Annotated in this window: 6 protein-coding genes; 1 reads left to right on the forward strand and 5 read right to left on the reverse strand. The window is 31.7% G+C overall.

Features of this window, described 5'->3' with window-relative positions; genetic code table 11:
- Nucleotides 1-6 precede the first annotated feature (6 nt).
- The 4 genes from dnaK to tal all read right to left on the reverse strand — a co-directional run bounded on the left by dnaK (nucleotide 7) and on the right by tal (nucleotide 5,348).
- Nucleotides 7-1,932 carry a molecular chaperone DnaK gene (gene dnaK, locus GTK47_RS18620; protein WP_165125978.1) on the reverse strand — a complete coding sequence of 642 codons (1,926 nt, stop codon included), beginning with the start codon at nucleotides 1,930-1,932 and terminating at the stop codon, nucleotides 7-9.
- A gap of 483 nt (nucleotides 1,933-2,415) precedes the next feature.
- Complete coding sequence (mog, locus tag GTK47_RS18625; protein ID WP_165125981.1) at nucleotides 2,416-3,003, reverse strand: molybdopterin adenylyltransferase; 588 nt, start codon at nucleotides 3,001-3,003, stop codon at nucleotides 2,416-2,418.
- A gap of 224 nt (nucleotides 3,004-3,227) precedes the next feature.
- Complete coding sequence (locus GTK47_RS18630) at nucleotides 3,228-4,211, reverse strand: SEL1-like repeat protein (RefSeq protein ID WP_165125984.1); 984 nt, start codon at nucleotides 4,209-4,211, stop codon at nucleotides 3,228-3,230.
- A gap of 183 nt (nucleotides 4,212-4,394) precedes the next feature.
- The gene (tal, locus tag GTK47_RS18635; protein ID WP_109371855.1) at nucleotides 4,395-5,348 is read right to left on the reverse strand and encodes a transaldolase; all 954 of its coding nucleotides are present in this window, start codon (nucleotides 5,346-5,348) and stop codon (nucleotides 4,395-4,397) included.
- Between the two features lie 304 nt (nucleotides 5,349-5,652).
- On the opposite strand from tal, the gene yaaA reads away from it, so the two are divergent.
- On the forward strand, nucleotides 5,653-6,435 hold the full coding sequence (gene yaaA / locus GTK47_RS18640; protein ID WP_165125987.1) for a peroxide stress protein YaaA: 783 nt from the start codon (nucleotides 5,653-5,655) through the stop codon (nucleotides 6,433-6,435).
- A 50-nt stretch (nucleotides 6,436-6,485) separates the two neighbouring features.
- On the opposite strand, the gene GTK47_RS18645 is transcribed toward yaaA, so the two are convergent.
- Nucleotides 6,486-14,675, reverse strand: coding sequence for an RTX toxin (locus GTK47_RS18645; protein ID WP_165125990.1), 8,190 nt, complete (start codon nucleotides 14,673-14,675; stop codon nucleotides 6,486-6,488).
- Nucleotides 14,676-14,698 lie beyond the last annotated feature (23 nt).

The raw sequence follows: 14,698 nt of genomic DNA on the forward strand, positions 1-14,698 counted from the left end.
AGGGCATTATTTCTTGTCTTTGCCGTCAACTTCTTCAAATTCTGCATCGACAACGTCGTCATCTTTCTTCGCACTTGCATCAGCACCTGCGGCATTACCTGCTGCGCCAGCTTGAGCTTGTTGTTGTGCGATTTCTAGCAGTTTTTCAGAAGCTTCAACTAATGTTTTAATTTTTGCTTCAATAGCGTCTTTATCTTCGCCTTTAGAAGCAATTTCTAACTCGCTTACTGCTTTTTCGATAGCTTCTTTATCGTTCGCTGGTAATTTATCACCCGCTTCTTCAATTTGTTTACGAGTACCGTGAACTAATTGGTCAGCTTGGTTACGAGTTTGAACTAATTCTTCAAACTTACGGTCAGCTTCTGCGTTTGCTTCTGCATCACGAACCATTTTTTGGATTTCATCTTCATTTAAACCAGAAGAAGCTTTGATTGTGATGTTTTGCTCACGACCACTGTTTTTATCTTTCGCTGATACATGCAAGATACCATCAGCATCGATATCAAAAGTAACTTCGATTTGTGGCATACCGCGTGGTGCCGCTTGAATACCATCTAAGTTAAACTGACCCAGTGATTTGTTATCACTTGCACGTTTACGTTCACCTTGTAATACGTGAATAGTTACAGCAGATTGGTTGTCTTCTGCGGTAGAGAACACTTGACTATGTTTAGTTGGGATTGTGGTATTTTTTCCGATCAGGGAAGTCATTACACCACCCATTGTTTCGATACCTAAAGACAGTGGTGTTACGTCAAGTAACAGAACGTCTTTAACATCACCTGCTAATACACCACCTTGAACAGCTGCACCCATTGCAACAGCTTCATCTGGGTTAACGTCTTTACGAGGTTCTTTACCAAAGAAATCAGCAACGGTTTTTTGAACCATTGGCATACGAGTTTGACCACCAACCAGAATAACGTCGTTAACTTCGCTAACTTTCAGGCCAGCATCTTCTAATGCAACACGTACTGGTTCCATTGAACGTTTAACTAAATCTTCAACTAAAGATTCCAGTTTGGCACGAGTTACTTTGATATTTAAGTGTTTAGGGCCAGTCGCATCTGCAGTGACATATGGCAAGTTAACATCTGTTTGTTGTGCAGAAGATAATTCGATTTTCGCTTTTTCTGCTGCTTCTTTCAGACGTTGCATTGCTAATGGATCGTTACGCAGATCAATGCCTTGCTCTTTCTTAAATTCATCAACTAAGTAGTTAATTAAACGGCTATCGAAGTCTTCACCACCTAAGTGAGTATCACCATTGGTTGACAGAACTTCATAGGTTTTTTCGCCATCAACTTCATCAATTTCGATGATAGAGATATCGAATGTACCACCACCTAAGTCGTAAACTGCGATAGTACGGTTGCCCACTTCACGATCTAAACCGTAAGCCAAAGCAGCCGCTGTTGGTTCGTTAATAATACGTTTAACGTCAAGACCTGCGATACGGCCCGCATCTTTAGTTGCTTGACGTTGAGCATCGTTAAAGTAAGCAGGAACAGTAATAACTGCTTCAGTAATAGCTTCACCTAAATAATCTTCTGCTGTTTTCTTCATTTTTTTCAGGACTTCAGCAGATACTTGTGGTGGAGCCATTTTGTCATTACGCGCTTCAATCCAAGCATCACCGTTATCAGCCTTTACAATTTTGTAAGGCATGATAGCAACGTCACGCTGAACTTCGTCATCTTCAAAGCGACGACCAATTAAACGTTTGATGGCAAATAAAGTATTTTGTGGGTTAGTCACAGCCTGACGTTTTGCAGGTTGACCAACTAAGATTTCACCATCTTGTGCATAAGCAACGATTGAAGGAGTAGTACGATCGCCCTCACTGTTTTCGATAACCCGGGCATTTTTGCCATCCATTACAGCAACACAAGAGTTAGTTGTACCCAGGTCAATACCAATAATTTTACCCATTTAAACGCCTCCAAAGAGAATTCTTTATCAATTTGACTACCAATCTATATGCGGATGAATATTCATTTTTCAAGTCACAAATTAATAGACTTAACAACATCATCTCGAAGCGGATATAAAATCAACGCAACTCAATAGTGGTAATTGCAGTTGAAAAGAAGATGGGGTCATAAATACATTCATCAAGGGGAATAATGAAAAAAAATGCAAAAAATGCGAAAAATTTGTGTCTGAGAATAAAACAGGAATTAAAAATTGTTATTTTTCATAGTGTTAGGTTAATTACAAATAGCATTGTGACTTATCTGAAATGCTTTTTTAAGACCAGACTTAGAATAATGGCATAAGAAATTGAAAAATAACACTTTTTAGTTTTTTAAATAAAAATATCAAATAAATATAAGGTTACTTTTGCGTTATCCAAACTGAGTCAGAACATTTCCTAGCCAGAAGTGTGATGACAAAAATAACCTCTTACATTATTTATGCTGAAGTAGAACGGCGAGCCGATTTAGGTCTAAAGGCAGCAACGATAGCTTCATTTGTTTCGATATAAGGACCATCAAGCAGTTGAATACAGTACGGTACACTGGCAAAAATACCGCTAACAATTACTTTGCCGTCGTTATCTTTTAACCCTTCCAACGTTTCTGCGATAGCTTTAGGTTGTCCCGGCAGATTTAGAATTAACGCTTGATTACGGATAACACCAACTTGGCGAGATAAAATAGCTGTAGGCACAAACTTCAGACTAATTTGGCGCATTTGTTCGCCAAAACCTGGCATTTCTCTATCTGCAATAGCCAATGTAGCATCAGGAGTGACATCACGACGAGCAGGCCCGGTTCCTCCTGTTGTTAACACTAAATGACAGCCAACTTCATCAACAAGCTCACACAGTGTTTGTTCAATCATGAGTTGTTCGTCAGGAATTAAACGTGATTCGATATGAAAAGGCGTTGTTAATGCAGCTTTTAGCCAAGCTTCTAAAGCGGGTAAGCCTTTATCTTCATAAACCCCACTTGATGCGCGATCAGAAACAGAAACTAACCCTATGCGTAATTCGTTCATATCAAACCTCAATTAATCAATAACCATCTAACTTGCGCGCAGATATTACCATGAGAACACAAGAGAATTAAAAGGAATCTCAATATATTACTGATATTTAATAATTGATTATTGAGAATGGATAATAAAGAAATGATAACAATCTATTTTTATTTAGCTTTAACTAAGATTAAAAAAGGGAGCATAAGCTCCCTCTCTTTAATCTTGAGTAATATTAATTAATATTACTCATCAATATATTTAATAATATAAGAAGCTGCCAATTTTTTTGCTTCAGCTAATTGTGCTGCATTTAATGCACGAGCAGTACGTTTTAACATAGCTTCATCGCCATCACCATTTTCAACAGCAACAGAGAACCATGCATAAGCTTCTTTCAGATCACGTTTAACGCCTTTACCGTAGTAATAGTTTAAAGCTAAGTTATTTTGTGCCAGACCATTACCTTGTACAGCTGATTTTCTATACCATTCAACCGCTTTACGCGCGTCTTTAGCAACGCCATCGCCTTCATCGTACATTACGCCTAAGTTATTTTGCGCATCACGATTACCTTGGTTTGCTGCTTTGGTATACCAGAAAACTGCTTTAGTACCATTACGCTCTACACCTTCACCGTCATCATAAGAAACAGCAAGGTTATATTGTGCGTCAGCATGGCCTTGTTCAGCCGCTTTGGTATACCAAACTACAGCTTTTTCATGATCTTGTGCTACACCGATACCTTCATCATAAGAGATACCAAGATTGTATTGTGCATCACTATCACCTTGATCACCGGCTTTAGTATACCAATACACTGCTTTCTCATGATCTTGTTCTACGCCATCACCATCATCGTAAGAAACAGCAAGATTGTATTGAGCTAAAGAGACACCTTGAACAGCTGCTTTGTTATACCAATAAACTGCTTTTTCTGCATCACGGTCGATATCATCACTCATGTCATACATAAGTGCTAAATTTAACTGTGCTTCAGCATGACCTTGCTCTGCCGCTTTGGTATACCACTCCAATGCTTTTTGTGCATCCTGCTCAACACCTTCGCCGTTCTCATATTTTACGCCCAATTGATACTGAGATGCTGAATTACCACTTTCCGCACTTTTTTCAATTGCAGGTAAAGAGAATGCAGTTTTGCTTTCTGCCATTGCAGCGCCACTAAAAAATAACGATGCAAGTACCGTTGCCAAGACAATCTTTTTCATAATTCACCAATAATAAATAGAGTATTTTAATAATATATTTTTATAATTATTACCGGATAAATAATATATTCCAATCAATTTAATCTTAAAATTTACTTAAATGTTATTTTGAGAGAAAAAAAATGAAAATACCCACCTGTATAAGATGGGTATTTAAGATTTTTATAAGAATTTAACGACGAATTATAATAAATCCGCAATCATTTTCTCTAATTTTTCCTGATCGACAGCAAATTTACGAATACCGTCAGATAATTTATCTACTGCCATTGGGTCAGCATTGTGTTCCCAATAGAATTGAGCTTCAGTGATAGCTTCTGGACGCGCTTTCACTTCACCTTTGTAAGATAATTTATGTTCAACTTCACCTTCAGCTTCTGATAATTCTTTTAACAGTGCTGGAGCAATAGTTAAACGGTCACAACCTGCTAATTCTAAAATCTCACCCATATTACGGAAGCTTGCGCCCATAACAACAGTGTTATAACCGTGTTGTTTGTAATAGTTATAGATTTCAGTAACAGAAATCACACCTGGATCTTCAGCAGGAGCAAATTCTTTTTTATCTGTATTGGCTTTATACCAATCCATGATACGACCAACAAATGGAGAAATCAGGTAAACACCTGCTTCAGCACATGCACGCGCTTGAGCGAAAGAGAACAGTAAAGTCAGGTTACAGTTGATACCTTCTTTTTCTAATTGCTCTGCGGCACGGATACCCTGCCAAGTAGATGCTAATTTGATAAGAATACGATCGTTGCTGATACCAGCATCATTATAAAGTTTCATCAGATGACGTGCTTTTTCGATACACGCTTGTGTGTCGTAAGAAAGACGTGCATCAACTTCTGTTGAAATACGACCAGGGATCAGTTTTAAAATTTCTAAACCGATATTTACTGCCAGTTTGTCGCAAGCATCAACGATTTGTTGTTCACGAGAATCACTTTGTGAACGAGCCCATTCAATCGCTTCATCAATTAATTTACGATATTCAGGAATTTGAGCTGCATTTAAAATTAAAGATGGGTTGGTAGTTGCGTCTTGTGGCTGATACAGTTTCATTGCTGCGATGTCACCAGTGTCAGCAACAACAGTTGTCAGCTTACGCAAAGAAGTCAATTTGTTGGTCATTTTGTTTATCTCATCTACTAGGTAAATCTGTTTGCAGTCACCTGCGGATATCTATTGATAATAACATGGACTGCTCACACTACAAGACGCTTAGATTCATACAAAGCAATTATTTGAATGCCAAACGTTTTCGCAAAACAAAAGCGGAAAAAAACAGAAGATAATCACAGGCTGAATCGTTTAAATCGTCGAATTTTACGACAAATAAGAGAAACTATTGTTTTTTCCTATTACTATAATTTAGTCTTTAATAGAAAGAATTTGCTATATTTGGTCAACATTAAAATAACGTATCGAGGGAATTATGCTAATCACCATTTCACCAGCTAAAACACTGGATTTCGAATCGCCTTTAGCAACAACGCACTTCACCCAACCTGAATTGCTAAAATATTCCCAACAACTTATCGAAGAATGTCGAAAATTATCTTCTAGCGACATCGCAAGCTTAATGAAAATAAGCGATAAACTCGCAGGGTTAAATGCTGCTCGTTTTGGTGAATGGCAACCTAATTTCACACCAGAGAATGCACGCCAGGCTATTTTGGCATTTAAAGGTGATGTTTATACCGGAATGCAAGCTGAGCTTTTTTCTGAAGATGATTTTCAATTTGCACAACAGCATTTGCGTATGCTTTCTGGCTTATATGGTGTGCTTCGCCCTCTCGATTTAATGCAACCTTATCGCCTTGAAATGGGAATAAAGCTAAAAAATAACAAAGGAAGCGATTTATATCAATTTTGGGGAAATACCATTACAGAAGCGTTAAATAAAGCACTTGAAGAACAAGGTGATAATATTCTTATTAATTTAGCATCTGATGAGTATTTTAAATCAGTTAACCCGAAGAAACTCAATGCTGAAATTGTTAAGCCTGTTTTCCTTGATGAAAAAAATGGCAAATATAAAGTTATCAGTTTCTACGCTAAAAAAGCTCGTGGATTAATGAGCCGTTTTATTATTCAAGAAAAACTGACCAACAAAGCACAACTTAAAGAGTTTGATCTTGAAGGCTATCAATTTAATTCAGCAGAATCAGAGGGCAATACCTTAGTATTTAAACGTACAGAATCTGCAGTTAAATAGATATCGTTTAATGATGAAATAGCCCTCAGTAAAGGGCTATTTTTTAATTGTTAATATTTCCAATGCTTTACTACCGCGGATAATGGCGACCATGCTGATGATGGAGTAAATTCACTACCTTGTATTATCGTTAATTGTTGCTCATTAAACTGCGCCATTTCTTGAATAATCGTGGCAAGAGATTGCACTGAAAGTACACTTTGTTTCTCAATAATAGAAACGGTTTTATCTGCTTCATTTTGCGGTCTTTTTACAGTTAAAACAAACTGATTATCCTGTGTTTTATACTGCATATCATCGCCTACTTGAGAAGCAATAAGCTTATCGTGTTCTGATAATCCTGAAATAAAAAGGTGGCTACTAATCCCTTCATCATAAACAGTCACTTCACCATGACGCTTGTTCACAATATAAACATTATGGCCCACACCACCACTTAAATAGTCATCACCGAATTCTGAAATTAATAAGTCATTTCCGCTTCCTGCATTGAGGTTATCATTTCCCTTCCCTGCAATTAAAATATGATGTCCGTGGTTAACGACAATATGATCATCCCCTTCTCCACCATTAATCACCGAACTATTTTTATTACGATTAACAACAATATCATTCCCTTCCATTGGCTCAATAATTGATAATAAGTCAACTGCCTGATTTGATTGTTCTTGCGAGGCTAGTGAATAAAGTGGCGAGTGAGAAAGAAAATATGCTGATAATGCCTCTTTATTTAAGGTAAGTGACTCAGGGATCATTAGCACATCATCTTCTGCTGTTATTGCTAAATTTAGATTTGTAATAGGGATAAGTAAACGTTGCCGACTTTCGTTTGTAGGAAGCGTGAAAGCAACATTATCTTTATCAATAAAACGAAGCTGCATTCCTTCCTCCAAAATAGCATTAATATGAGAGGGTTCAAAAGCCAATGTTAAATAAGCATCTGGGCGATAACGATGTGATAGAACATTATTATGAAACACTAAATCGAAACCGCTCACGTCAGATAAAAAGAAATGACTGGTATCGTGATGAGATAGTTTCTCGCTATTCTCAGGAAGTGAAATATTAATTGTATTATTTTTATCACACACCAAAAATGTTTTGATTTGATAACTGTCGTTACCTGAACTTAGTGTAATAAACGAATTTTTTGTAATACCAAAATAATGATTATCTTGAGAATTACCCTGAAGACCAAACCGTAAGTTCTCTCCTGCAGAGAATCCACTATATTTTAATTGTGGCAACAAGGTGACTTTTTTAGATTTATTTAAATATGAAAGAAATAAAGAATTGCTATTATCGTCAATATATAATGACTGAAGGCTTTGTTCAGTATTGTTATATTTATCAAAATAACTAAAGTTATATAACACGTTATCTTTAATGGATTTACTCTCACTCGCCGTTAACATAAAACCATCCATTGTTATCAAAGTATATCGATGAGTTAACGATCTACTTTCTTGGCTACTATATACATTTCTCAGAGTTATTAAGTGATAAATTGATTCATTATATTGATTGCCATCATTCACTTTAATGTAAAAAACAACATCTTTTCCTTGACGCCGAATAGAAAATATTTCATCAAAATGATAGTTTAACCTTACAACACTAGACTGCTCATTATTTTTTTCATTAATAATCGTTTCAAACTGAATATTATAATTATTTTCTAAAGAAGCTCTTAATATAAGATAGTTATCATTTCCATCACCGCCTTCAGCATATCCCTCTTGTAAAACTAAGGTATCATTTCCACCTAATCCATATAATAAATCAGCACCACCAACGCCATCTAAATAATTATCTTCTTGATTACCATAAATAGTATCGTCACCAAACTCACTACCAATAACATTTTCAATATTATCTAAATAAGCAATAACCTTTTGATCTTGCAATACAATATTAGGCATAGAATCAACTAATTTTTTTGAATAGAAACGCCCATTTTCTTGGCAGAGAAAAAGTTTTGAATGGAAATTTTGGCTATTTGTTTGTTCTTCTGAATGCTTAAATTTGATGTAATTATCTAATAAACTAACTTCATATCCTTGATATTTATTTGTTGTTTTTACAATACGAAGGGTATCACTCCCTCCTCGCCCATAAAAACGACTTGCATAAAGTGGAGATTCTGAGGTAAATAAATTAAATATGTCATTTTTATTTCCTCCACTTAATCTCTTAGTTCCATTATAGATATCAAAGGTATTCTTAGTATTTGAAGGCGCAACAATAATATCATTGCCATTATGAGTATTAAAATAAAAATCTTCATTCTCATTCCAACCAGATAAATAATATTTTCCACCCTGATTAGATTTGATTAAATCTTCCATTACTTTATTTTCACCAAATAATAGGATACTATGCTCTCTCGTTGTTTTCATTTTTCGAATAAAATCACTATCAACAATATCATCAAAAACAGGTGAGTCATTGTCAGAAATAATATCTAGAGTATAACGTTTTAATTCATCAACATAAAAATCCATATCAAAAATAAGTGTTTCATTCGTAGCAATAGCTTCCTTAGGAAGATAGTATTTGTATTCTGTTTTTTCTGCGCGCAAATGATAAGAAAGCGAAGCTATTTTTTCTGCTTCTTCTTGGCTTATATTTAATGATATTCGTTGAGAAATATACTCCCCCAAAGGGTTTAAAATTGAGTCTAATGTTTTTCCCATTAGATTAGGCACAACTTTATAATAATAATATTCTTGATAAATTTGTTTTTCATTAGTATAAAAATAACGACTAAGGTAAGATTGTTTTTTTATTTCCTCAAGATAACTAATCGCTTTTTTATCAATCATTGCTTCTAATTGTGTTTCTGTTTCTAAATAAATAATTTCATTTTTTTTATCAGGAATAAGATCACCCATTAAGAAGGCATAAAACCCATTATTAAGCTCTTCTAGAGGTGTAAAATGAATTTTTGTTTTTGCTTCTTCGATAAGCCTTGCCGCATTGTAAATTGAGGTTGCTAAAGCGATAACAGCGCCAGCAACAATACCAACGGGGCCAGCAACAGTAGAGCCTGCAAGCATCGCAATAGAAACACCTAATGTAACCAATCCCGAAACAACCGCCAAAGAGCCATTGACAATATAATCGATGCGTTGCTTTTCATTAGTGTCAACTGAAATTCGGCTAAAGTTGTCGTAAGCATTATAAATATCGAATCCAATAGAAAGCACATTAAGCCCAATGCCAATTCTTGTGCTTATTTTATTGACGTATTCCAATGGATTATGTTTATATTTTAGTAACCCTTTAGCTAAAGTAATTTCAATCATTTCGGAAAGGCCATTGTAAGCCATTTCAGACCACATAATGGCTAAATTATTAATGATCTCTTTACGTTCTTTTGCGACTAATGATGGATTATTGAGCTGTTCAGCAAACATAAATGTAGCGTTGATTGATTGCCACATACCAAACGTAATATTAGCGTAGCCGATTTTGCTAATTATTCGCATATGCCGAGGAATATTTAACGACTTTTTTCTCAATGTATTCCAATCATTAACATCATAGTTTTTACTACCTAATTTAATAATTTCAGAGAGTCTTTCAAATGCCATTAAATAGTCAATTCTACTTGTATCATTAGAAAGTAGATGCTTAATTTTATTTTGTTTGTTATTCAATAAACCTCTAAAAAGTGAAATTATTTTCTTATCTTCTTCGCTACCAGAGAGTGAGAAAAAATAATCATTAAGATGCTGAGGGTCAAATATTAATTTTCCTTCCCACTTAATCAACGAATTTAATGAAATTGACTCTATGCTCTCATTATTTATTTTTGCACCGAGACTAATTAATAATTTTTTATCAAAAAATATGTCATTTATTTTTACTATTTCTTTATTTTTATTAGAGGTAATACTATTCCTACTATCAAAAAAATCAAAAATATTTAAAGTGCTTGCTTTATCAAGTGCTTTAGCGGGTGAAGTTCCTTCAACACTTTTTTTATTATTCTCTATATAAATAACACTCTGAAGAGTGTCGATTAAGCCCTTATAGTTTTCAAATGTAGAAATATTATCAAGTAATACTCGATATAGAATGCCTTTTTTATTTTTATCAAAAAATGAAGAAAGTAATTCTTTTGATAGTAAACTTAAGTTATTTATTAACTTGGGATTATCATATATAGCATGCAAAACCTCAATAGCTTTATTTGCCTTTTCTGTTAAAGAGAGATCGATATTTTTATATTGTAAAGTAAAAAAAACATCATCAAAAGAAATCTCTCCCATTAAATATTGATTAAATTTTTTATTAATCAATGGATCATATATGCTCTGCTCTAACTTACTTTTAATCATGCTTTTTTCTGAAACGTTAAAAACAGCTGATAACTCATCTGAATACATTAAACATGCATCATATATAGAAATATGATTATTAATTATTTTGTCACTTAGCTCTTTTAATATCACTCTATGACTTTCAGCATTAATAGTATCTACTTTATTAATTAATGTTCCAATTTGATCAATAGTAAGTTGATAACGATTATTTTTAATGTAATTAAAAATATCTAATATTGTTATATTCTCTGAACAATCATAAATTACTGTTTTAATCTCTTTTTTATAACCTATATTAAATTTATCATTATCACGATAATCAGGATATAACTCTGAAGTAAATTGGTATAATTTTTTTGTTGATTTTTTATTTTCACTTTTTAACTTCACCTCCATTGAAACAGGAGTAAAATCACTATATTCCACTTCAGGAATAATCACATTGGATGATATTGTACTTGCTAGTAAAGGCTTATCAAAATACTGTCTTTCAATAACAGGTTTAATAATGATATGCTCTTTTAACAGTGAAATTTTACTATCATTAATTTGATAAATCGGCATATTTAGCCGCTGAGCAATACCTTCAATAAAAAAATCACCACATTGGTAATTTAATAACTTCTCTCTTTTAGCAAATAAAATTGTTCTTTCATTAAAAAACTGATTTTCTAAAATAATGTTATATAATCTTTCAACCTCATTTTTTTGTCTAATAAAGTCTTGATTAAAAAAGCTTCGCTCACTACTTCCTGTTACTATAACTCGTATTTTATTTTTTAAGCAATAATCTAAAAAATGACTTATTTCTACTTTATCTTTTAGATAAAGTGTTAACTCTTCACTTTTAATACCATTATAAAAATAATTTACAATATCATCTTGATAAAATGAATCTATATTATCAACAATAATGTTATCTATAACATCATCATTAATTATTTTATTTTCAGCGAATAAAAAATTAAAGTTTTCTTTTCTGTCATCAAATAACAAATAGCTGGAATCTATTTTGTTTTTATTTTTAAATAATGATTTTTCCAAAAGAACACGAGGATCATCTTCATTAAGGTAAAAATTATTGGGATGATATTCATAGTTTTTTTCACGATAATTGTTAAGGAAGTAGCTTTCCAGCTGGGCTATTTCATGAGTAATCATTTTATGAGTAAATTTCTGATTCATAAAAAAGTCAAAATATAAATCATAATAAGGTTCTAAACTTCCCTCTCTTTTCAAATCTATTTTATTTTCAATAAAGCTGATTAATTCATTTACATTATCATGCTCTTTATATTCTGATAATTTTTTATAATTTTCTTTTAAGTGTAGTTTGCTTTGATCTTCTATCAGAAATGTATTTTTTAATTCCGGAATATCAATATCTTTAATTATCTCATTTAAGTATTTATAATCCCCTTTAAATTCAATAGTATAATCATATCCATCAATACCTACACTTCTATTTTTAGAGAATAATAAATAAGGGCTTTCAATAATATTATTATAAATAAAATTACTGATACCCTTTTTCCCTTCATTAATTTCATTAACCATTAATTGATAGAGTTTTGCAGCAACTGAACTGTTTTTTTCAGCCAATGCGATTAGTTTATCCTTCCCATAAATTAATTTATCATAAAACAGTTTATTTTCTAATTTTTCTTTTACTTTATTCAATATATTAACAAGTGATATATTTTTATTGTTATAATTAAAAAACTCTATTTTATTAATCAGAGAAAAACTTGCTACTAATTTATCAAAGTATACATTTCCCTCTAGAACATTAATTAAAGAAATGATTTCATTTAATAAAGTCGCTTTATTCCCTTTTAATAAGCAGCCATTAATCTTAATTAATTCACTATAATATATATCATTAAATTCAATATAACCCTTATCTTTCCTTATTTCTTGAAAAGAATCAAATGTAGCTTCTTGAATATCAATGTCACCATTATCGTTTTTATTTAAAATAATCTTACTGGCTTTATCATTTTTGATTATCTGAGAAAGATAGTTTTTTATTAAATAAATTCCATCATCGACATTTGAATCTCTTACAATAACTTCTATGATTTTATCATCTCTGTTAAGTTCAATAACAAGATCTCGTTGTTCATTATAATGAATAACACGCCCTGTAATGTTATCATTAAAAGGTAACGAAAAACCTATTTTCTTTATGTTTTCGGCGACACCTTTATTAATCGCTATATTATTGTAATCCCAAACACTTTGATAATTTGAAAACTCACTTTTCTTATATTCATCAAAAATAATATATTTTTCATTATCAACGTCATGTGAACCATAAAAATCCATTTTTTTCTCTAATACTTCATTTATAGATATAACATTAGAGTATTCTAATAGTTCACTATTAGAATCAAATAAAGAAAATTTATAATTACTCTCAGAATATTTTTTATAAGAAATAGCAATAGCGTGATCTTTGAAGGCAATAATAGCATAATAGTCATTGTAGCTCTTCATAATATACTCTAGGTGTTTATAAATATTTTCTTTATCAAATACTATTTTTTTAATGTGTGATTTTTTTAGTCCTCGATGCTCTAATATCTTGCTATATTCAAGTGACTTTTGTGAATCAAAAATAAAGTATTGTAACTTCTCAGCTAACCTCTCCATTTGAAAGTGTTGAGAAAATATAATATTTTTAATTTCTTTAATTAGATTTAATATTTCATACTCTTGTATGCTATTAAATAAAATAGAATCCAACTTATCAGTTATAAATTCTTTTTCATTTTGATAAGAGCGTATATTTTCCTTTAACCAAAGTAAGTACTTATTTCCCCCTTCCATACCATTATTTCTAACTTCAACTAAATAATTTAAACTTAATCCATAACATAACCCTGCTAAGTTATGAATATTACTAAAATCATAATTAGTTTCTGTTGAAGTAATTAAATTAACTCGGCTCATTATTCTTTCTAGCGGCTTTAATAAATCAGTATATTGTGAAAATCTTTTTATAATATTATTTTTTATTTTAGTAATAAACCAACCTGTACCTACTTTATAAAGTAAATATTCTCCATTCTCTGTTATCTGATTATATTTAGATTTTGCAATTGCAAATGCTTCTTCTATATCATCAACATAAACATGTAGTACCTTTTCTTTATTTTCTAATTTATCTCTGATAATAAAAATATTTTTGTATGAGTAATTTTCATTTAATTCAATAGAAGTATATTCATTAATACTTATTTGCTTCTTTTCCTTAATATCCTTAATTATCTCCCTAAGAATATCGTTATTATTTACCTTCCAACTTTCTGTATTATTAAAGTAACTAACATATTCTTTTCTATTATAAAATCGATAATATAATAAACTGTTATTAGTTTTATCACTTATAATCTCATTAATTTTTTTTATTAGGTCACTTTTATTATAAAAAAAACTGGCGTACCCATCAAAATCAATAATTTTAAAGTTGTTATTTTCATTCTCTATTTGTATAAATATTCTATTATCGCCAAATTCCAAATAATAATCAGCAGATAAATGATTCTGAATCAATATATTCAATCGTTCTTTTTGTATTTTACTGAATTCCCTACCTGCTAATTTAGCGCTATTAAGAAATAAAATCTCTATACTTGAATTAATCTCTTTTCTAATAAAATCAATGTTTTTTGTAAAGTCATTCTTATGATACAACAAGAAATTATTATCTATTTTTTCTAAGAATTCATTTGCAGCATATTCATTTTTAGAAATAAAAATAGAAATATAATTTTCAGTTAATATTCTTTTTACAGACTTTATCTTGAAAAACAATTCAGACCTATTTTCTTTTATATGATTTTCTATTTTTAATACAATACTATTAATATTATCTTTAAATTTTACTTCTTTAAATCCATTCATATTTAATTTCCTTAGCTCTAATT

This window comes from Proteus sp. ZN5 (genome assembly GCF_011046025.1).
In the GTDB taxonomy this organism is placed as follows: Bacteria; Pseudomonadota; Gammaproteobacteria; order Enterobacterales; family Enterobacteriaceae; genus Proteus.